We start from the raw sequence: 19,597 nt of genomic DNA on the forward strand, positions 1-19,597 counted from the left end.
ATTCCGGCAGCGTCGATTGCCGAATCCTCCCGGTCTTGGTTCCTATTGATCCCGAAGTCCTTGTATTATCTGGCAAATCGTGTTGCCCGGAGATCACGCGGGGACACGATCTCCGCGCCATCCTTATTAGAATCGTCGAATCCTCTCGTCACCGGATTGTCCAGGCCCGATACGCCCCGCAACATTCAGCAACGAGCCGGGGAAAACCGGCCACGCCAGTAGAATCGAAGGGTCTCGGGACATGAAGAAGCGGACGCTGCGGAGCAGCCTCCTCGTTTCGGTGGCATTGCTGCCGAGCGTCGCCTACGCACAGGCGACGGCAGTCGTCGGCGGCCAGCAGGCCGTGACGCTGCAGGAACTCGATGTGGTCGCCACCACGCCGACCCCCACCCTGCGCAACGCGCAGGGCGTCCTGCTCGGACAGGATCGCGACAAGCTTCCCCAGAACACCAGCGTCCTGACCTCGGCCGACGTGAACCGGGTCGGCACCCCGAGCGTGCTGCGGGCGCTCGACGAGCGGATCGGCTCGATCAGCATCAACAACGCGCAGGGCAACCCCTTCCAGCCGACGATCACCTATCGCGGCTTCGAGGCCTCGCCGCTGGGCGGAAGCCCGCAGGGCGTCGCCGTCTACGTGAACGGCAACCGCTTCAACACCTCCTTCGGCGACACGGTGCAGTGGGACCTGATCCCCGACATCGCCGTCGACCGCATCGAGCTCGAAGGCTCGAACCCGGCCTACGGCCTCAACGCCCTGGGCGGCGCGCTGAGCGTGCAGCTCAAGAACGGCTTCACCTATCAGGGCACCGAGCTGAACCTCTCGGGCGGCTCCTTCGGCCGGTTCGGCGGCTCGTTCCAGCACGGCCAGCGCTCGGACAATGTCGGCCTGTACGTCGCCGGCACCGCGCTCTCCGAGAACGGCTGGCGCAAGCACTCGCCCTCGCGCCTGCGCCAGTTCTACGGCGATCTCGGCGTCCAGGCGGAGAGGGGCGAGTTCCACCTGAACTTCATGGGCGCGATCAACAGCCTCACCGGCAACGGCACCCTGCCGGTGGATCTGCTGGCGGCCCAGCGCAACGAGGTCTTCACCTATCCCGACAAGACGCTGAATTCGTTCGGCCGCATCGGGCTCTCGGGCACCTACGACATCACGCCCACCGTCACCCTGCAGGGCAACGCCTATTACGGCCGGTTCGAGCAGAACACCGCCAACGGCGACGCCGCCGAGGTGGAGCGCTGCGAGGAGAACGAGCGCTTCCTCTGCTCCGAGGGCGCCAACGAGGAACAGTTCTTCCTGCGTGACCGGCTGAACCGCCGCGTCCAGGCGGGCAACATCAGAACGGCGAATTTCGCCCGGCTGCCGGCCTTCGCCGAGCGGTTCGAGGAGGGCGGGCCCTACGCCTTCCTCAACTCGACCCGGACGAACACCGAGAATTTCGGCGTCTCGGTCCAGACCAACGTGCGTGAGACGCTGTTCGGCCTGCCCAACCGCTTCGTCCTGGGCGGCTCCTACGATGGCGGCCGCACCGCCTTCACCGCCGACAACGCCATCGGCGGCCTGACCTTCGACCGCGGCTTCTTCGGCCCCGGCGTCGTCGTGCGCAGCGACGACAACTCGATCACCCCGGTGAGCGTGAAGTCGAGCAACGATTACGGCGGCATCTACCTGCAGAACAACACCGACCTCACCGATCGCCTGACACTGACTCTGCAGGGCCGGTTCAACATGGCCAAGATCATCCTGCAGGATCAGATCGGCACGGCGCTGAACGGCAACCACTATTTCCAGCGGTTCAACCCGGGCGTCGGCGCGACCTACAAGATCGTGCCCGAATTCCTCACCGCCTATGGCGGCTATGTCGAGGCGAACCGCGCCCCGACCCCGGCGGAGCTCTCCTGCGCCGATCCGCTGGCGCCCTGCTCGCTCACCAACTTCTTCGTCGGCGATCCGCCGCTGAAGCAGGTCATCTCCCGCACCGTCGAGGCGGGTTTCCGCGGCAAGCTGCCCTCGCCGATCGAGTTCGGTGTCCTGAGCTGGAAGGCCGGCGTGTTCCGCGCCCGCAACGAGGACGACATCACCTTCGTGCCCTCCGACATCACCATCGGTCGGGCCTATTTCCAGAACGTCGGCTCCACCCGCCGCCAGGGCGTCGAGGCCAGCCTCGCCATCACGACCCCGGTCTGGAACGCCTTCGTCGACTACGCCTTCGTCGACGCGACCTTCCAGTCGCCCCTGACCCTCGCTTCGGGCGGCAACCCCTTCGCCACGCCGAACCCGGCCCAGCCCGACAATCCGGACGCCAACCAGATCTTCGTGCGCCGCGGGGACAAGCTACCCGGCGTCGCGCCGCACCAGGTCAAGGTCGGCGTCCAGTACAACATCACGCCGGAATGGCGGGTGGGCGTGCTCGGTCGCGTCGCCACCGGCAAGTTCCTGGTGGGCGATGAGTCGAACCTCAACAAGACCACGGGCAACTACGCGGTCATCGGGTTCAACACGAGCTACCGGGTGAGCGAGCATTTCGAGGTCTACGGCTACGTCGAGAACGCGCTGAACGCGAAATACGCCACGTTCGGCACCTTCTCGCCCGTCGGCGAGGTCCCGATCCTGGCTTTGCCCAATGCCAGCTCCAACCGGAGTCTCGCCCCCGGCGCCCCGATCGCGGCCTATGGCGGAATGCGCATCTTCTGGTAGGCATACCCGACCCCTTCGAAGGGCCACCGCTCCGGCAACGGGGCGGTGGCCTTTTTCGTTCTCGGGGCAAGGCGGCAGGGCACGGGAACCCGGCGAACGGGGCGCTTCGGCGGGCCGCTCAATCGGGCCGTTCGATGATGTCGCAGCAACACACGGGACGAACCGGACGTTGCCCCTGCATGAGCGACATCATTGGAAAGTCCCGCATGACCAAGGCCTCGACCCAGACCACGTTCAAGCTCCGCGCGCTGGCGCCGGCGCTCCTCCTCACCCTCGTCGCGAGCCCGGTCCTGGCTTCCGCCTGTTCCGATCAGATCGCCACGATCGAGCGCCGCCTCAACAGCTCCGGGGCAGTCTCCACGACGGGCACGGCCTCGGCCGACGGGACGGTGGCGTCGAACCCGTCCCAGGGTCTGAAGGCGCCCCCCGCGGGCAAGCCGACGGACGCGTCCACCACACCCAACAACGCGAGCGTCGACAAGGCCCGCGGCCTGATCGAGCAGGCGCGCAAGCAGGATGCGGCGGGCGACGAGAAGGGGTGCGAGAACACGATGACCGAGGCCAAGAAGGCCGCCGGATCGCTGCCGTAACGGGACAGCCCCGTCGCGCCGGCTATGGCGCAGGAACGACAAAGGCCGCTCTTCGCATGGCGAGGGGCGGCCTTTGTCGTCCCGGACGCATCCCGGCGGATATCGGATCAGTAGGCGTTCTTCGTGGTGACGAGGGAGAGCGGGGTCGCGAGCATGATCTGCACGTCGAACAGGATCGACCAGTTCTCGATGTAGTAGAGGTCGTGGTCGACGCGGCGCTGGATCTTCTCGTCGGTATCGGTCTCGCCGCGCCAGCCGTTGACCTGGGCCCAGCCGGTGATGCCGGGCTTGACCTTGTGTCGGGCGAAGTACCCGTCGACCACCTGATCGTAGAGGGTGGTATTGGTCTTGGCGTGCACGGCATGGGGGCGCGGCCCCACCAGGGACAGTTCGCCCTTGAGGACGTTGAAGAGCTGGGGCAGCTCGTCCAGCGAGGTCCTGCGGATGAACCGACCGAGCGGCGTCACGCGAGGGTCGCCGCGCGTGACCTGCTTGGACGCGGTGAAATCCGACTGGTCCGCATACATCGACCGGAACTTGTAGACCTCGATCGTCTCGTTGTTGAAGCCGTGGCGCTTCTGGCGGAACAGGATCGGGCCCGGCGAGGTCACGCGGACGGCGATCGCCAGGCCGAGCATGACCGGTGCCAGGACGATCAGCATGGCCGCGCCGACGACGCGATCGAAGATGGCCTTGGTGACGATGTCCCAATCGGCCATCGGCTTGTCGAACACGTCGAGGACGGGAACGGAGCCGAGATAGGAATAGGCTCTCGGACGCAGCTTGAGCTTCGTCGCCTTGGCGGAGAGCCGGATGTCGATGGGCAGCACCCAGAGCTTGGCCAGCATCTGGAGCAGGCGATCCTCGGCCGCGATCGGCAGCGTGAAGACCACGAGGTCGAGGCGGGTCGAGCGGGCGTAGTCCACGAGGTCGCTCACGGTGCCGAGCTTCGGGTAGCCGGCGACGACCGAGGAGGACCGCGTGTCGCCGCGATCGTCGAACACGCCGACGATGCGGATGCCGGACTCGGACTCCGCCTCGAGCGCGCGGATCAGCTCTTCCGCCAGGGGGCCGCCGCCGACGATGGCGGTGCGGCGGTCGAACTGTCCCCGACGCATGCGGGCGGTGACGAAGTGGAGCAGGGCGAAGCGCTCGAGGAGGAGCATGGCGAGCCCCAGCCCGTAGAACGTCGCGAGCCAGATGCGGGAATAATGGTCCGCGACCTTGGCGAAGACCATCACGGTGGCGACGACGAGGAAGGTCAGCGACCAGGCGGCGGTCAGGCGCAGGGCCGGCTTGAGGAAGCTGCGGAAGGCGGCGATGCGGTAACTGCCGAAGGCCTGGAACAACGCCACCGCGAGCACGGCCACGGACAGGATCGCCGCGGGATAGCGCCATCCCAGGCCGACCATGTCGGCGAGCTGGATGTGGTGAATGGCAAAGCCGAGGATGACGACGAGGACCAGGTCCGCGATCCGCACGCTGCCCGCCAGCACGACGGGGGACACCGCTCCGCCATGATCACGGGGAGCACCGACCTCGGCGGGAGGAATCGCGGACGTGGTCGGTGCATAATGGACCGCGTCGGCCGCCTTGAGCTGACCGGGATGTCCGGCCGCTTTCAGAAGGTCGCGGACGTCGAAGGCGCTCATCGTCTGCTCTCGTTCAGGCTTGCCGTCGTTGAGACGCGAGACGGTGCCATATCGAGGTCACGGAACATTTAACGAAGACCGAGCACCGGCAGGTCGTGACGCGGAGCGAGTCAGGGAGAGGCGCCGAGCGCTGTCAGCGCGACTTCGGCATCTCCTTCAGCGCCGGCAGCGATGCCCTGACGGTGGAGGCGGTCCGTGCCCGGAGGGCGGCGGCATAACCGGACAGCACGTCCGAGCCCATCCGCTTCATCGAGAACCGCGACTGAACGCATTCGCTGAGCGCCCGGGACCGGGCGATACCCTGGACGGGATCCTCGTCGAGCACGCGGGCGATGGCGCCTTTGAGGGCGGACGGATCCCCGGCCCTGACGAGGTCCACCGAGGCCGCTCCGAAGATTTCGGGGATGCCCCCGACATCGGTCGAGACGAGGGGCTGCTGCGCGGCGGCGGCTTCCAGAACCACGTAGGGCAGGGATTCCGCCAGGGACGGAACCACCATGATCCGCCCCTTCGCCAGCGCCGAGCGGATCGGCTGCGGCGGTTCGAATGCCACCGCATCGGCGAGACCGAGCTCACGGGCCCGCGTCGCGAGCTGATCGGCATCCGGGCCCGAGCCGACCATGAGCAGTCGCGTCGGACGCCCCTCGGCCCGCAGTGCCACCAGGGCATCGAGCAGCACCGGGAGGCCCTTCGCCTCGCGCAGCTCGCCGACATAGACGAGATCGTAGGCATCCGGCCGGTGCCGGACCGGCACGAACTCCGCCTCGTCGATGCCGTTATGGACGATCCTCACGCTGCGGGGGCGGCCTCCCACGAAGCGCCTGTGCCGGTCGGCCACGTACCCGCTCTCGAACAGGAACACGTCGGTGCGCGTCGCGAGCAGACGCTCGACGCCCATATACATCCGGTGGCGCAGGGTGCCGGGCTTATAATTGTAGCTGCCGCCATGGGGGGTATAGGCTCGGACCGGCGAGACCGCATCCGGCGGCAAGACGGCGATGCGGGCATAGGCCCCGCCCTTGGCGCCATGGCCGTGCAGGACGGTGGCACCGACCTCGCGCGCGCGCGCGGCGACCGCTCGCACCGAGGTGATGTCAGATCCGTGCGGGTTGCGCCGCATCGGCAGCCTGACGACGCCGAGTTCGAGGGAGGGCAGGAGGGCATCCAGAGCCTCCGCCGCGCGTTCGCCGCCGGTCGAGGCATCGCAGACGATCCCGACCCTATGACCGGCCGCGGCCTGCAGCCTCGCGAGGTCGCAGACGTGACGGAACAGTCCTCCCACCGGCGCGCGGAACACGTGCAGGATGCGATGGACCGTCTCGCCCTCCTCGGCGGAGGCGCGAACGGACAGGACGGAGGCGGACGCACTCACGACTTGGGAACTCCACGCGACGTTTCTGCGAACCGCGAGATGGTTCGTCGTCGGCGGAGACTGGCCTCCAGAGGTGGCGCGATCGTTAAAACGGACCGCCGCGACGGCGTTCCGCTCCCGGGGGAGGGGGAAACCCTCCTACGCGGTTAGGCAAGTCCTAACGGAATTCGACCATTACGATGCCCTTGCCTCCGCGAGGTCTTGCCTCCGCGAGGTTCGGCATACTCCGCATTCCGGATGGCCGACCGGACCTTTGCCCCGATCGGCGATGATCGATGGCTCGGACGGGCTCGCCGTCGCGCGACTCCTTCCCAGAAGACGCGTTCCCTGCTCAGAAGAAGCGCTCCTTGATCACGATCGTATCGCCGGGCCTGACCGGATAGGTCATCGGGACGATGCCGGAGACGAGGCCGTTCGGTCCTTCGCGGGTGAGGACGGCGTAGTCGCGCGCGGCCCGCGGCCCGAATCCAGCGGCGATCGCCACCGCCGTCTCGACGGCCATGCCGTTCACGTAAGGGTACTGCCCCGAGGTGGTGACCTCGCCGAGGATGTAGAACGGCCGATAGGCGTCCACCTCCACCGTGACGTGAGGCTCGCGCACGAACCCTGCCGCGAGCTTGGCCTCGATCGTCCGGGCGGCCTGGGCGGTCGACTGGCCGCCGACCTTCACCAGGCCGATGAGCGGCATGGCGATGCCGCCGGCACCGTCGATGGCATAGATGTTGGACAGGTTGTCCTGACCGAAGACGATCACGCGGAGCCGGTCGCCGGTGGAGAGCGTGTAGCGCCCGCCGATCGATCCGGTGCCGGTGGCATCGAGCTGTGCGGTCCTGAAATCGGGCCGCAGGCAACCACCCAGTGCAAGAGTGGAGCCGAGAGCGAGGAGAAGGGAGCGCCGGTTCATCATCCAAGCCGCTGAGAGCAAGTTCCTGGCTCTACCCGTAAGATCATATGGTTAACGAAAGCTGATGCCCCCGGGGGAATAGGTTGCGATGCGGCCGATCTTAACCGTCGATCAATCTTAACGAGTTCTAGTCTTCCGGCAGGCGCCCGATGCGCCGTCCTGCCTTGCGTAAAGATCGTCTCATGCCCCGCTCGCAGCAGACCGTTTCCCACATCGAGCCGATCCCGCAAGGGGACGAGGGCCTCGGCCTGTCGCAGTTGTTCGGGCTGCTGGCGCGTTCCTGGCGCTGGATCGTCGTTCCGACCATGGCGGCGGGGATCGGGGCCATCGTCTTCGTGCAGGTCGTGCCGCCCCGCTATACCGGCGAGGCCAAGATCCTGCTGGAGAATCGCGACGCGGCCTTCGCCCGCTCCGCCCAGGAACGCGGCGACCAGCCGCTCGCCATCGACGAACAGGCGGTGGCGAGCCAGGTCCAGGTGGTGATGTCCCGGGATATCGCACGGGAGGCGATCCGCCGCCTGAAGCTCGTCGGCAATGCGGAATTCGATCCGGAGGTCGAGGGAATCGGCCCGGTCCAGCGTCTCCTGATGATGATCGGCCTCGGCAAGAACCCGATGGAGCGGCCGCCCGAGGACCGCGTGCTCGACACCTATTTCGACCGTCTCCTGGTCTACCCGGCCGGCAAGTCTCGCATCCTGACGGTCGAGTTCCGTTCGCGCGATCCGGAACTGGCCGCCAAGGCCGCCAACACCATCGCGGAACTCTACATCGCCTCGCTCGAATCGGCGAAGGTGGACACCGCCCGCTATGCCTCGACCTGGCTCGGCGGCAACATCGACACCCTGCGCACCCGCGTGTCGGAGGCCGAGGCGAAGGTCGAGACATTCCGCGCCCGCAACGGCTTGATCGGCTCCGGCGGCAGCACCAGCCAGCCCCTCGGCACCCAGCAGCTCAGCGAATTGTCGAGCCAGCTCTCGCAGGCCCGCACCGTCAAGGCCGACCTCACCAGCCGGGCCAAGCTCATCCGCGAGATGATCAAGGACGGCCGCGCCTTCGAGATCCCGGATGTGGCCAACAACGAGGTCATCCGCCGCACGGTGGAGCAGCGCATCACCATGCGCGGGCAGCTCGCCCTCGAATCCCGCACGCTGATGCCGGCCCACCCCCGCATCAAGGAACTGACCGCGCAGATCGCGGATCTCGACTCGCAGATCAAGGCCACCGCCGACCGGGTGGTGCGGACGATGGAGAACGACGCCCGCATCGCCGAGGCCCGCGTCGACAGCCTCACCGCCGCCGTCGACGGGCAGCGCGAGATCGTCTCGAAGGGCAATTCGAGCGAGGTCCAGCTGCGCGCCCTCGAGCGCGAGGCCAAGGCCCAGCGCGACCAGCTCGAATCCTATCTCTCGCGCTACCGCGAGGCCTCGGCCCGCGATGCCGAGAGCGCCGCCCCCGCCGATGCCCGCGTGGTCTCGCGCGCCGTGGTGCCCCAGATCCCCTCCTTCCCGAAGAAACTGCCCATCGTGGCGCTCGCCATGGTCATGGCGATGCTGTTCTCCATGGGCGGCGTGGTGGCGCGCCATCTCCTCACCGATCCCGACAATACCCGCCGCAGGCGCCGGCCCGAGCAGGACGACCGGACCTCGGAGCCCACGCCCTTCGCCTTCCCGGAAGCTTCCCTGACCCTGTCGCGGACCGCCACCGCCGCCTCCCTCTACGAGGCTCCGCTCACCGCGAGCGTCGTCGTCTCCCGCCCCGCCGCTCCCCTCGACCCCACTCCGGTCCCGGATGCCGCACCAGAACCGGTGCAGGAGGACGCAGTCGAGACGGAGGCCGTGGCCCGTCCGACGGCCGTGTCCGGCTACGACCTCCAGGCTCTGATCCGCCGCCTGCGCGACCGCATCGGCCGCAATGGCGGAAGCATCCTGGTGGCGGAGACCGAGACGGCCGCCGACCCGCGATTCGCCGCGATCCTGGCGGAATCCCTGGCCGCGGGCGGGCGCGTCCTCTTCGCGGACGTCAACGGCCCGGCCTGCCCCTCGGACGATGCCGGCCTGACCGACCTGGTGGCGGGCGAAGCGGCGTTCCTCGACGTGATCCGCTCGGTACCCTCGGTTCGCCGGCTCCACGCCATCCCGCGCGGCTTCGTCGATTGCGACATCCTCATTGAGGAGCCGGAGGCCGTGGCCATCGCGCTCGATGCCCTGGCCCAGAGCTACGACTGGGTCGTCTATCGGCTGGGCGAGGCCCATTCGCAGGAGGCACGCGATCTTCTGGCAGCCATGGCGGGCCGGATGGATGCCATCGTCATCGCCTCCGACAAGATCGCCGAGGATGCGGACCTCGTCTCGCTCTACACTTTCGCAGAACAGGCCTGTGCCGGCCCCGTGCTGGTGGCCGGAGAACACGCGCCCACGACCGGCGAGAGCGCCCCTGCGGAAAGCTCGGAGACCGGCCTCAGGCTTTCGGCGGCGTAAGCGACAGCCGAGCTCCCGTTCGAGCTGATGCTCGGCCGGAGACAATCAGGACAAACGACTGCGTTGGCTGATTTTTTACAGGATCGCCCGCAATTCGGCAGTGTCTGCTGCAGGGCGGTTCCAGCGGGACCTGCCTCCCCCGCGCCGTCGATGATTCCTAGATCGTGATCTCGTCGCCGCTCCGCCCGGACCGGGCCGGACGGCGGATCATCTTCCGAACCGACTTCACCAGGCCCGCCAGACGCTTGTTGCGCTTGATCCGGCGCTTGAGGCGTGTCGCCGCGATCGCCGGAATGGCGAAGAGATGACCGCGCAGGGAGACGGCGATGGTCACCTCGCCGAGCTGGATCGTCTCGTCGCAGATATTGGCCTTGTAGCGGGCCTCTCCGACGCCGAGGTCGAAGCTGCGGCGCCCCCGTTCCGTCTGGTCGCGGATGAGATGATGCAGCAGGATGTCGCCCGGGCTCGACCGGCCGACGACGGGGTCCTGGTCGAAGGACGTCATCATGCCGCTGTAGCGCGCATCGCTCACGGCACCGGCGAAGGTCGCGAAGACCCGCCCTCCATTGCACGCGACCAGGGCGGAGACCTCGATCGGGGCACCGCGCACGTCGTCGGGATCGTCCTGCCGGCAGGCGCCGGCGGCGATGAAGCGGCAGATCGCCTCGTCGGCATAGGGATTGGCGATGCCCATGGCGGCGAAACGCGAGGCCTTCTGTGCGAAGAAGGCGGAGAGATAGGTCTTCACCTCCTCGGGATTCGCGGCCACGCGATATTCCACCGGGCCGAAGGCCTCGATCAGCTTCTTCTCCTTCGAGCGCATCTTCTTGCGCGCATCGGCGCTGAAGACGCGCTTGGCGGTGGTCTCGGGGTCGGGACCGAGGATCAGCCCGTAGGCGTCGCTCGCCGCCGGCGCGGCCCTGAGACTCAGGGGGTTGGCGGCCCCGTCCCAGAATCGCGGCTGATGTCCGAGGAGATAGACATCGATCCCGGCCTCGCGCCCGCTGCGGCGCAGGATGTCCACGAGGTCCTCGGCCCGCATGGCCGCGGCTTCCCGCGAGGCGAAGATCGGCATGTGGTAGTTGGCGTGCTTGCAGCCGATCACCCGTGCCACCCGGACGCCGCGCTCCCGCGCCACCTGAAGCGGCAGGATCACACGGGGCCGTCCGCCGGCATCGCGCAGGACCACGATGCGCAGGCACTTGTCCTGTTCGGCCGGCGTGCAGCCGACCTTGGCCGCCACGAAGGCGGCGACCCAGTCGAACCGCTGATAGGGGGTCGTCAGCGCGGCGGGATCGCTCTCCACGCTCCGCCACAACGCCTCGACGCTCGCCAGATCGCGGAACACCTCGGGAATCAGCTGTCCCCGGACGCGCTCCTGGATCATGCCCGCTCCGGTGAGATCGTGAACGAGAACCGCCATCACCGCCTCCCTGGCATCGGGCTCCCGAGCACCGCGCGCAGACTCAATCGTCAGCACCTAGCGCCCCCTCTCCTTAAGCGCCCGTGACGATGGGAAACGGCAAGGCATCATCTGGCGATGTGGGTAACGAAACCTTGCGGGTTGCCCCCCGACTATCCGTCAAATCCGACGTTCCGGTGCGAGGGATGCGGGTCGATGAGGATGCCGTGAGACCGATGCCGTCGCCGCATGTCCGCCACCGCCTGTTCGATGCGGGCTTCCGCGCCATCGCCGCCTCGGGCGCGGATCGCTGGCTGAAGGGGATCGCGCAAGGACGCGGCATCATCCTGACGTTCCACCACGTCGATCCGGCCCCGGCGAGGGCCTATGCCCCCAACGGCATCCTCACGATCACACCGGACTTTCTCGACGAGGTGCTGGTCACCCTGCGGGCGAAAGGGTTCGAGGTCGTCGGCCTCGATTCCGTGCCCGAGAGGCTGGCCCGGCCCGCCGGCGGCAGGCCTTTCGTCGTCCTGACCTTCGACGACGGCTATCGCGACAATGCACGGCATGCCGCGCCGATCCTGAGGCGACATCGCGTTCCCTGGACCCTGTTCGTCACCAGCGACTTCGCCCAGGGGCGGGGGCGATTGTGGTGGATCGAGCTCGAACGCGCGATCGGCCGCCTCGACCGGATCAGGCTCTCGCAGGATGGGGCACCGCCCCTTGATCTGCCCGCCGTCACCGCACCGGAGAAGACGGAGGCTTTCGCCGCGCTCTATCGGCGCCTGCGCGGCGGACCGGAGGAACGCCTGCTCGCCACCATCGCCGGGCTCTGCGAGGACGCCGGGATCGCGGCCGGGCGCGTGGCGAACGAGCTCTGTCTGTCGTGGGAGGAGCTACGCCACCTCGCCGCCGATCCGGACCTGACGATCGGAGCCCACACCATCGCCCATCCCATGCTGGCAAAGCACGGCGAGGAACGGGCGCGCCACGAGATCGGGGAGGGCAGGGAGCGGATCGCGCGGGCGATCGGGCGGCCGGTCCGGCACCTGTCCTACCCCATCGGAGATCCGAGTTCGGCCGGCGCACGGGAATTCGCCATCGCCCGCGAACTCGGTTTCGACACCGCCGTGACCACGCGGCCCGGCCACCTGTTCCCGGGCCATGCCGGCCATCTCCACGCCCTGCCGCGGGTCTCGGTGAACGGGCTGCATCAATCGAGGGCGGCGCTGGGCGCGCTGCTGTCGGGCGTCCCGTTCCTCGCCTGGAACCGCGGGCGGCGGCTCAACGTGGACTGAGCCTGCGCGGAATCCGTCGCTCGCTCTTCAGGCGAGGCCAGGCGGGTTCGCAGGGGCACGCCGACGCTGCACCTCGCTCAGGCCTTCGACGTGTCGCAGGTTCCGGGACCAAAACCGATGGCCACCTCCGCGAAATCTGCTCAGTGCCGCCGCCGGCGACGATAGGACGAGCGGCCCTCGCTCGCGCCCACGGTGAAGCTGGCGCTTTGCCGCCCGTGCCGGGTGTAGCGTCCGCGCCTTCCGCGCTGACCCTTCCTCGCCTCCGGGGCCGGGTCATCGGCGATGGGCAGCGCTTCGGTGTTGCCTGGGGGAATCGCAGCGAGCGCGGTCGCGACGGAGGAGGCCGATCCGCCGCCCCCCTCGCCGCCGCCGACATTCTTGGCGGCCGGTCCGAACATCGCGAGACACTGGTTGTAGGCGAGGTCGTTCTTGAGGCGCTCGCATTCCGACATCGAGCGCGGCGCGCCCTGGGCCGAGGCCGAGACGACGAGGGCCGGGGTCACGATGCAGCCGAAGCCTACGAGCAGGCAGGACGCGAGGAATCGGTTCATGGGTCGGCGGATCTCGGCCTGGATCTGACGGGATATCGAAGCGACGCCAAGCCTGTGACGGCCGAGTGCGGCGAAATCCCGACATCGGGCAGAATCCCGGGATCAGGTTCCCCCGTCGACGTCCTTCCGCTCCATCCAGCGGATCAGGGGCATCAGCGGGAAGATCCAGGCGATGCCGAGGAAGCCGTACAGGATGGCCTGCACCGCCGGCGGCGTCTGCGAGATTCGGCTGTCGGCCAGCGCCATGGCGAGCGGCGCGTAGAGGGCGACGAAGGCGAGCATGCCGATCGTTCCGATCAACGTGCGGGTACGGCGGCGCATGGGCGCTCTCCTGGCATACGCCCCGTCCTGGGCATCGATCTCTTTCCCGACAGGTCGGGCCAGCCGGGGTTAGGGCCAAGGCCCCGGCAAGGCAATTGCCGCCACCGCCACATCCCGCTCGCACATCCCCTCTGTCTGCGGCCCTGGGCGACGTTGCCCCCGTGCCGCCTCCTGCGTAACGCAGGGGAAAGATGCGGATACCCGCCTTTTCTCCCGAACCGCCACGCGAGCCCCACCGCGATGCCTTCAAGCGACACCGTCCCCCCCGCACCGGGCCGTTCCAAGAATCTGGTCCGTTCCAAGAATCTGGTCCGTGCCAAGAACCCGGTCCGCGTCTGGCTCTACACGCTGGCCGTCCTCGTCGTCGCCATGGTTGCGGTCGGCGGTGCCACCCGCCTGACCGGATCGGGATTGTCGATCACCGAGTGGCGGCCGGTGACGGGCGTGGTCCCCCCGGTCTCCGAACAGGCCTGGACCGCGGAATTCGACAAGTACAAGGGCACGCCGCAATACCGCATCCTCAACCAGGGCATGGGGTTGTCGGACTTCAAGGTCATCTATGCCTGGGAATGGGGTCATCGGCTGCTCGGGCGCATCCTCGGCCTCGTCTTCTTCGTGCCTCTCCTCGTGTTCTGGCTGCGCGGCCTCGTCGACCGGCGCCTCGGATACGGCCTCCTCGGATTGGGTGCCCTCGGCGGCCTCCAGGGAGCGATCGGCTGGATCATGGTCGCCTCGGGGCTCCAGCCCGGGATGACCGCGGTGGCGCCGCTCAAACTCGCGCTCCACCTCACCACGGCGAGCCTGATCCTGGCCGGGCTGGTCTGGCTGGCTGCCGGATTGCGGACGGGCGCGTCCGAGCCGGCACCGCGGCGCCTGCGGATCACGGCGGGCCTGCTGCCGATCCTGGTCCTGGTCCAGATCGGGCTCGGGGGCCTCGTCGCCGGATCGAAGGCCGGACTCGTGCACAACACCTGGCCCGACATGGACGGCGCCCTCGTGCCGAAGGCGTCTGACCTCTTCGCCGTCAGCCCGTGGATCGAGAACTTCGTCGACAACGTCACCCTGGTGCAGTTCAACCACCGCCTCGTGGCCTATCTGCTGGTCGCTCTCGCCCTGGTCCATGCCATCGATGCGCGCCGACGCCTGCCGGCGAGCGGGACGGCCCGACGCGCCACCGGCATCGCCGGCATGGCCGTGGCACAGATGGCCTTGGGCATCGTGACCCTTCTCCTCGCGGTGCCGCTATGGGCAGGATTGGCCCATCAGGTCTTCGCCATGGCGGTGCTGATGATGGCGACCGTCCACGCACGGCTCAGCCGCGGAGCCCCCCGGTCGACCGTAGCGACATCCGCCGCCGCCACTGCCGCGTTCGGGTTCGAGGGCATGCAGGGCCGCAGCGCCTAGATCGGCGGACATGCAGGGTGCGCCGTGCTGCGATGCGGCGCGCTCACGGCCGGCTGGCCGGAAGCTTGCTACCTCCTCCATGATCGCCGACGGACGAGCCCACGGCCGTCTTTTGCTGCATCGCAGCGAAACCAAGCTTGGGTTTGTACCGTTAGCTAGGTGCCGGTGACCCGGATGCCGAAGGCGGCGCGCAAGCGATACCCGCCTCGCCCGAGCCCGGCATCCTCATGATGAAACCGAAAGGCCGTCCCGCATGCACGACCAACGCCTCGTGTCGGAAGAGCAGGTCCCCGTGAAGCGCGTTGCGACGCGTCAGAATGCAGCCGTCGATATGGATGGAAGACGCCACCGGCGGACACGCCGGGTCGTCTTCGGCCTCACCGGGCTTCTCGGCGCGGCCTGGGCGGTCGTACTGGCGAGCCGCTTCACGAGCTTCTCGTTCTGAGGCTTCGAGGAAACGTCGGTAGGCGTCGATTCATCACGCTCGACGCTTCCGTCGACTACGCAGTCCAAACACGGAACGAGTTCGCCACTTCGTCGCTTAAGCTTCGATAGGAAAGTTCGGAGTCAGCAATGTTTCTGGCTGAGGACGGTAGACCCATCGGACTGACCTGGAACTACACGCGCAGAGAGCTGGTGGCGGATGCCGCCATCCATATCGCGGGCATCGCATTCGGCGTGGCGGGGGCGATCGCCATCGTCATGCTGGCGGCGATGGCGCCGCTGGATTGGACCGAGCGCGCATCGGTGGTCGTCTATGCGGCAGCGCTGGTCTCGATGCTCGGCGTTTCGGCCACCTACAACATGTGGCCGGTCGGACGGCGGAAATGGATCCTGCGCCGGGCCGATCACGCCATCATCTATCTCATGATCGCCGGCACCTATACGCCCCTCGTCGCCCTGGTCGGTCGCGGATCGACGGCCTGGATCCTCCTTGCGCTGATCTGGACATTGGCCGGGATCGGCATCGCCCTGAAGCTTCTCATGCCGGGGCGTTTCGACCGGGCCGCCATCGGCCTCTATCTCCTGCTCGGATGGAGCGGCGTCGCCACATACGAATCGGTCATAGGAGCGCTCAAGCCCGAGGCCCTCTGGCTGCTGGCGATCGGCGGCGCGCTGTACTCCCTCGGCGTCATCTTCCACGTCTGGCGCAGCCTGCCGTACCAGAACGCCATCTGGCACGCTTTCGTCCTGGCGGCGACCGCCTGCCATTACGGCACAGTCCTCACCAGCGTCATCGACGCGGGAACCTAGAGCCGTGATCGTCGGGTGAAGGCCGGCCCGGAGCTTCGTGGTCTGGCATAGGCGCGGAAGCGGACTTACGGTCGCCCCTGGCCGCGTCGCAATTCCGGTAGCTCGATGTTCCTGTCCTACGCACAAAACTTCGAGGACGTGCTGCTCTGGCGCGCCCTGAAGGGGGTCGAGCGCGGGTTCTACGTGGATGTCGGCGCCAATGACCCGACCGAGGATTCGGTGACCCTCGCATTCTACAAGCGCGGATGGCACGGCCTGAACATCGAGCCGAACGATGTCTATCACCGCCGGTTGACCGAGGCCCGCCCCCGCGACATCAACCTGAAGCTCGGCTGCGGTCCCGCCTCGGGGGAGAGCACGTTCTTCGTCGTCGACAAGGCTGGGCCGACCGGCCTGTCGACGATGCGGCGGGACCATGCCGAGCAGCACGAGCGGGACGGCTTCACCACCACCGCCTGCCGCATCGTCATCGAGCCGCTGGCGGCACTCCTCGACGCCCATGCTCCGCCGGACATTCACTTCCTCAAGATCGACGTGGAAGGCGCCGAACGCGAGGTCCTGCTCGGCACGGAACTGACGCGCCATCGCCCCTGGATCGTCCTCCTAGAGGCGATCGACCCGGCGAACCATGCGCCGAACCATGAGGAATGGGAGCCGATCCTCGTTGAATCGGGCTATCGCTACGTCTGGTTCGACGGGTTGAACCGCTACTACGTCTCCGAGGAGAAGCACGACGACCTGAAGCCGCACTTCCAGACGCCCCTCAACCTCTTCGACCGCTACGGCAAGGTCTCGACCGCAGGCGCCGCCTCGGCGTCGGATGGGATCGTCCGATCCGCCAAGCTCGCCGCCAGGGAGGCAGGGCCGGAGGCAGCCGACCTAGCCCGGCTCATCCTGAACCAGGCGATACTGTTTCGCTCCATCGGGCAGATCCCGGGTGCCCTCGTCCTGCTGGAATTCGGGGCGGAATTCTACCCCGCGATCCACGATGCGAGCCGGCACCCGATCTTCCTGAAGGAGCTGGTCCGCACCCATCTCCTCGACCCTGTCGTTCGAGGCGGCGCGCACGGTGCTGGACCGGCATCCGGCCGCCCTGCACGAGCGCTGGTCGGGAATCCTGTTCGCACGGGCCTACGAGGCCAACGGTTTCCCCGGGCAGGCACTCGACGCCTGGAAGGCGATCCTCGACGATCGACGGCTTTCGGGCTTCGCGCGGGAAGCGAAGGCCGCCCTCGCGCGCCTCGAAGCACGCGCCATCCCGGGCAAAGGCTGACGGATCGCCCCTACTTCTCGGTGCAGAGCCCCTGTCCGGCGAGCCGGACATGGTCGCGGGGATCGCAATCGGTGGAGAGGAACGAGGCCCATTCGGCGGTCGAGCCGTAGAACGCGTTGCGATCCACGTCGCCGCGCACGCCGGGGACCCGACCCGTGGAGGTGAACTGCCACAGCATCCACTTGCGCTTGGCGAAGCGCTGCTCGGGCTCGGCCGCCGTCGAGCGGACCCAGTGCGGGTAGTCGGGCAACTCGTCTTCGAGGACGTCCTTGTGGAACGTAATGTCGGTATAGATGATCGGGCGCTTGCCGGTGTAGCGCTCCATCTCGTCGAGCATGTAGCGCATCATCGCCAGCGCCTGGGCCTTCGGCAGCTTCTTGGGGCAGAGCTGCGAATGGCCGTTCCACTCCACGTCGAGGACGGGGGGCAGGGCGGTCGGATCGTTCGGAACGTTCTTCTTGAACCAGTCCATCTGGTCCTGGGCCGAACGGCACCAGAACACGAAATGGTAGGCGCCACGCGGCACGCCGGCCCTGGCCGCACCGTCCCAGTTAGCGCGGAAGCGCTCGTCCACATGGTCGCCGCCTTCCGTCGCCTTGATGAAGGCGAACTGCGTCCCGGCTCCGCGCACCGAGGCCCAGTCGATCGGGCCCTGCCATTTCGAGATGTCGATGCCCTGGATCGGATGCTGCTTGGCGCGTGCCACGCCCGGATGGGGCTTCACGTCGCCCTTGGTCGGATAGAAGTCGCTGTTGTTGCCGGCACAGGCCGCGAGGGTCGCGAGCAGGGCGGCGGTGAGCGAGCGCTTGGCCCAGCGCACCGCCTGGCCCCGTGGCGTCGCGTTCAGGTCTGTCGGGTCGATCCCGTTCTTCAGCGACATCGATGCCCGGCCCACCGTCTCTCACGCGCTACACTAATGGCTAAGGGATGACCCCTGCGCGGTTAACAGAGCTTTGACGGCAATGCGGCGGAATTCCGTAAGTCGTTGCGCTGGAGCCACATAAGGTGCATCCCGGCGCTTTGGCCGCAGGTCGATGGACAAGGCTAAGTCACGAGCCGCAAAGCCGTTTCGAAGGGGAGGGGAGACTGGACAAGGTTCTGTTCACCATCGGCTACGAAGGTCTGGATTCCGAACGCTTCGTCACGACCCTGAAGGATGCCGGCGTCGCGACGCTGGCCGACGTCCGGGCGGTGGCGAATTCGCGCAAACGGGGGTTCTCGAAGAACGCCCTCAAGACGAGTCTGGAAGAGGCGGGGCTCGCCTATGCCCATGCCAGGGAACTCGGCACGCCGAAGGCCGGCCGCGAGGCGGCCCGGGCGCACGACGCGGCACTGATGCGGAGAATCTACTGCGAAGAGGTGCTCGACACCGCCGATGGCGGCCTCGCCCTCGACGCTCTGTGCGAACTCGCGGCGCGGGCACCCACCTGCCTCCTGTGTTTCGAGCGCGACCCGGAGCGGTGCCACCGCCGCGTCCTGGCCGAGCGCCTGGAGGCGAGGGGCTTCCGGACGACCGACCTTTTCGGGTGACGGATCCCGGAAACCCGAACACGCGAACGTACCGAACCCGGAGAGTGCGTTGACAATCTAGAGTTATGCCACTCACATGATCGCCGATGACGGACGAGTGATCCCATCTCCCCGGAGAGAACGCGGGTGACGCGAAAATCTCTCGATCAGACCCTCGGCTTCCTGCGCTCGCTCGACCGGACCGCGAGCGGCGAAGACGTCGCCAGGGTCCTGGCCGCGGAACTGGCGGATCTCGGGGTCGTCCACATCATGGCGGCCACGGTGCCGGCTCGGGGCACGCCCGCCCGCCAGCAGCGCGGCCACGTCCTCCTCAACACCTTCCCGATGGAATGGGGCCGGCGCTACCTGACGCGCGGCTATGCCTATCACGACCCCACGGTGCAGCGCCTGGGCCACTCCACCGCGCCCTTCACCTGGAGCGACGCCACCGAGCGGCATGCCGACGATCCGATGGCGCGTCGGGTGATGGACGAGGCCACGGATTTTCGCCTGTGCGACGGCCTGACCATCCCGTTGATGACCCTGGACGGAGAGACCGCCGGTTTCAGCGTCTCGGGCGAGCGCCTCGCCATCGACCCGGCCGACCGGGGAATGCTCCAGCTGATCGCCACCTACGCGTTCGGACACCTGCTGCTTCTCAACGGCCAGAGCCCGGCGGCGGCCGCGCGCCTCGCCCCGCGCGAGCGCGAAGCCCTGCAATGGGCGGCCGAAGGCAAGACCGATTGGGAGATCGGCGAGGTCATGGGGATCTCGACGCACGGCGTCGACTTCCACCTGCGCTCGGCCCGCGCCAAGCTCGGCACTGCCAACCGCACGCAGGCCGTCGCCATCGCCCTCCGGCGGGGGTTGATCATCTAGTCGGCCGGGTCCG

17 protein-coding genes are annotated in these 19,597 nt (G+C 67.8%); 10 read left to right on the forward strand and 7 right to left on the reverse strand.

The window, feature by feature from the left end; translation table 11 throughout:
* Positions 1–241 precede the first annotated feature (241 nt).
* Both ACFQ4G_RS10105 and ACFQ4G_RS10110 read left to right on the forward strand, forming a co-directional pair.
* Positions 242–2,695, forward strand: a complete 2,454-nt coding sequence (locus ACFQ4G_RS10105) for a TonB-dependent receptor (RefSeq protein WP_238202349.1) — start codon at positions 242–244, stop codon at positions 2,693–2,695.
* A gap of 179 nt (positions 2,696–2,874) precedes the next feature.
* Positions 2,875–3,285 carry a hypothetical protein gene (locus ACFQ4G_RS10110; protein WP_238202351.1) on the forward strand — a complete coding sequence of 137 codons (411 nt, stop codon included), beginning with the start codon at positions 2,875–2,877 and terminating at the stop codon, positions 3,283–3,285.
* A gap of 107 nt (positions 3,286–3,392) precedes the next feature.
* On the opposite strand, the gene ACFQ4G_RS10115 is transcribed toward ACFQ4G_RS10110, so the two are convergent.
* The 3 genes from ACFQ4G_RS10115 to ACFQ4G_RS10125 form a co-directional block, all read right to left on the reverse strand.
* Positions 3,393–4,937 carry an undecaprenyl-phosphate glucose phosphotransferase gene (locus ACFQ4G_RS10115; protein WP_238202354.1) on the reverse strand — a complete coding sequence of 515 codons (1,545 nt, stop codon included), beginning with the start codon at positions 4,935–4,937 and terminating at the stop codon, positions 3,393–3,395.
* Between the two features lie 133 nt (positions 4,938–5,070).
* On the reverse strand, positions 5,071–6,309 hold the full coding sequence (locus ACFQ4G_RS10120; RefSeq protein WP_238202356.1) for a glycosyltransferase family 4 protein: 1,239 nt from the start codon (positions 6,307–6,309) through the stop codon (positions 5,071–5,073).
* 331 nt (positions 6,310–6,640) lie between these two features.
* Positions 6,641–7,213 carry a polysaccharide biosynthesis/export family protein gene (locus ACFQ4G_RS10125; RefSeq protein ID WP_238202552.1) on the reverse strand — a complete coding sequence of 191 codons (573 nt, stop codon included), beginning with the start codon at positions 7,211–7,213 and terminating at the stop codon, positions 6,641–6,643.
* A gap of 182 nt (positions 7,214–7,395) precedes the next feature.
* Here ACFQ4G_RS10125 and ACFQ4G_RS10130 point away from each other — a divergent pair, with 182 nt between their 5' ends.
* The gene (locus tag ACFQ4G_RS10130; RefSeq protein ID WP_238202358.1) at positions 7,396–9,690 is read left to right on the forward strand and encodes a GumC family protein; all 2,295 of its coding nucleotides are present in this window, start codon (positions 7,396–7,398) and stop codon (positions 9,688–9,690) included.
* Between the two features lie 157 nt (positions 9,691–9,847).
* On the opposite strand, the gene ACFQ4G_RS10135 is transcribed toward ACFQ4G_RS10130, so the two are convergent.
* Entirely contained in the window at positions 9,848–11,113 is a 1,266-nt protein-coding gene (locus ACFQ4G_RS10135; RefSeq protein ID WP_379040134.1) for a GNAT family N-acetyltransferase, read from the reverse strand.
* A gap of 215 nt (positions 11,114–11,328) precedes the next feature.
* On the opposite strand from ACFQ4G_RS10135, the gene ACFQ4G_RS10140 reads away from it, so the two are divergent.
* Positions 11,329–12,393 (forward strand): polysaccharide deacetylase family protein, encoded by a 1,065-nt coding sequence (locus ACFQ4G_RS10140; protein WP_238202361.1) that lies wholly within the window; start codon positions 11,329–11,331, stop codon positions 12,391–12,393.
* A gap of 140 nt (positions 12,394–12,533) precedes the next feature.
* Here the strand turns inward: ACFQ4G_RS10140 and ACFQ4G_RS10145 are convergent, their stop codons facing one another.
* Together ACFQ4G_RS10145 and ACFQ4G_RS10150 are read right to left on the reverse strand one after the other, a co-directional pair.
* A complete protein-coding gene (locus ACFQ4G_RS10145; RefSeq protein ID WP_238202362.1) occupies positions 12,534–12,944 on the reverse strand; it encodes a hypothetical protein in 411 nt (136 codons plus the stop codon).
* A gap of 102 nt (positions 12,945–13,046) precedes the next feature.
* Positions 13,047–13,265 (reverse strand): DUF2842 domain-containing protein, encoded by a 219-nt coding sequence (locus tag ACFQ4G_RS10150; RefSeq protein WP_238202365.1) that lies wholly within the window; start codon positions 13,263–13,265, stop codon positions 13,047–13,049.
* 240 nt (positions 13,266–13,505) lie between these two features.
* On the opposite strand from ACFQ4G_RS10150, the gene ACFQ4G_RS10155 reads away from it, so the two are divergent.
* The 4 genes from ACFQ4G_RS10155 (at position 13,506) to ACFQ4G_RS10170 (ending at position 17,306) form a co-directional block, all read left to right on the forward strand.
* Entirely contained in the window at positions 13,506–14,669 is a 1,164-nt protein-coding gene (locus ACFQ4G_RS10155; protein ID WP_238202373.1) for a COX15/CtaA family protein, read from the forward strand.
* A 253-nt stretch (positions 14,670–14,922) separates the two neighbouring features.
* Positions 14,923–15,114 carry a hypothetical protein gene (locus ACFQ4G_RS10160; protein ID WP_238202374.1) on the forward strand — a complete coding sequence of 64 codons (192 nt, stop codon included), beginning with the start codon at positions 14,923–14,925 and terminating at the stop codon, positions 15,112–15,114.
* A gap of 128 nt (positions 15,115–15,242) precedes the next feature.
* Positions 15,243–15,923: a PAQR family membrane homeostasis protein TrhA gene (gene trhA, locus ACFQ4G_RS10165; RefSeq protein ID WP_238202376.1), complete on the forward strand. Its 681-nt coding sequence runs from the start codon at positions 15,243–15,245 to the stop codon at positions 15,921–15,923.
* Between the two features lie 105 nt (positions 15,924–16,028).
* On the forward strand, positions 16,029–17,306 hold the full coding sequence (locus ACFQ4G_RS10170) for an FkbM family methyltransferase (protein ID WP_238202378.1): 1,278 nt from the start codon (positions 16,029–16,031) through the stop codon (positions 17,304–17,306).
* Here the strand turns inward: ACFQ4G_RS10170 and ACFQ4G_RS10175 are convergent.
* Positions 17,207–18,076 carry a glycoside hydrolase family 25 protein gene (locus ACFQ4G_RS10175; protein ID WP_238202380.1) on the reverse strand — a complete coding sequence of 290 codons (870 nt, stop codon included), beginning with the start codon at positions 18,074–18,076 and terminating at the stop codon, positions 17,207–17,209. The genes ACFQ4G_RS10170 and ACFQ4G_RS10175 overlap by 100 nt on opposite strands.
* Before the next feature lie 206 nt (positions 18,077–18,282).
* Here ACFQ4G_RS10175 and ACFQ4G_RS10180 point away from each other — a divergent pair, with 206 nt between their 5' ends.
* Positions 18,283–18,726 (forward strand): DUF488 domain-containing protein, encoded by a 444-nt coding sequence (locus ACFQ4G_RS10180; protein WP_238202556.1) that lies wholly within the window; start codon positions 18,283–18,285, stop codon positions 18,724–18,726.
* A 126-nt stretch (positions 18,727–18,852) separates the two neighbouring features.
* Positions 18,853–19,584: a helix-turn-helix transcriptional regulator gene (locus tag ACFQ4G_RS10185; protein ID WP_238202382.1), complete on the forward strand. Its 732-nt coding sequence runs from the start codon at positions 18,853–18,855 to the stop codon at positions 19,582–19,584.
* Positions 19,585–19,597: the final 13 nt, after the last annotated feature.

Origin of the sequence: Methylobacterium marchantiae (genome assembly GCF_042679825.1) — a bacterium.
In the GTDB taxonomy this organism is placed as follows: Bacteria; Pseudomonadota; Alphaproteobacteria; order Rhizobiales; family Beijerinckiaceae; genus Methylobacterium; species Methylobacterium marchantiae.

What these genes read in the sequence shown, in the direction of transcription:
- ACFQ4G_RS10105 (WP_238202349.1), top strand. Translation starts at nt 242, where the DNA reads ATGAAGAAGCGGACGCTGCGGAGCAGCCTCCTCGTTTCGGTGGCATTG.
- ACFQ4G_RS10110 (WP_238202351.1), top strand. Translation starts at nt 2,875, where the DNA reads ATGAGCGACATCATTGGAAAGTCCCGCATGACCAAGGCCTCGACCCAG.
- ACFQ4G_RS10115 (WP_238202354.1), bottom strand. Translation starts at nt 4,937, where the DNA reads ATGAGCGCCTTCGACGTCCGCGACCTTCTGAAAGCGGCCGGACATCCC.
- ACFQ4G_RS10125 (WP_238202552.1), bottom strand. Translation starts at nt 7,213, where the DNA reads ATGAACCGGCGCTCCCTTCTCCTCGCTCTCGGCTCCACTCTTGCACTG.
- ACFQ4G_RS10130 (WP_238202358.1), top strand. Translation starts at nt 7,396, where the DNA reads ATGCCCCGCTCGCAGCAGACCGTTTCCCACATCGAGCCGATCCCGCAA.
- ACFQ4G_RS10135 (WP_379040134.1), bottom strand. Translation starts at nt 11,113, where the DNA reads ATGGCGGTTCTCGTTCACGATCTCACCGGAGCGGGCATGATCCAGGAG.
- ACFQ4G_RS10140 (WP_238202361.1), top strand. Translation starts at nt 11,329, where the DNA reads ATGCCGTCGCCGCATGTCCGCCACCGCCTGTTCGATGCGGGCTTCCGC.
- ACFQ4G_RS10145 (WP_238202362.1), bottom strand. Translation starts at nt 12,944, where the DNA reads ATGAACCGATTCCTCGCGTCCTGCCTGCTCGTAGGCTTCGGCTGCATC.
- ACFQ4G_RS10150 (WP_238202365.1), bottom strand. Translation starts at nt 13,265, where the DNA reads ATGCGCCGCCGTACCCGCACGTTGATCGGAACGATCGGCATGCTCGCC.
- ACFQ4G_RS10155 (WP_238202373.1), top strand. Translation starts at nt 13,506, where the DNA reads ATGCCTTCAAGCGACACCGTCCCCCCCGCACCGGGCCGTTCCAAGAAT.
- ACFQ4G_RS10160 (WP_238202374.1), top strand. Translation starts at nt 14,923, where the DNA reads ATGCACGACCAACGCCTCGTGTCGGAAGAGCAGGTCCCCGTGAAGCGC.
- trhA (WP_238202376.1), top strand. Translation starts at nt 15,243, where the DNA reads ATGTTTCTGGCTGAGGACGGTAGACCCATCGGACTGACCTGGAACTAC.
- ACFQ4G_RS10170 (WP_238202378.1), top strand. Translation starts at nt 16,029, where the DNA reads ATGTTCCTGTCCTACGCACAAAACTTCGAGGACGTGCTGCTCTGGCGC.
- ACFQ4G_RS10175 (WP_238202380.1), bottom strand. Translation starts at nt 18,076, where the DNA reads ATGTCGCTGAAGAACGGGATCGACCCGACAGACCTGAACGCGACGCCA.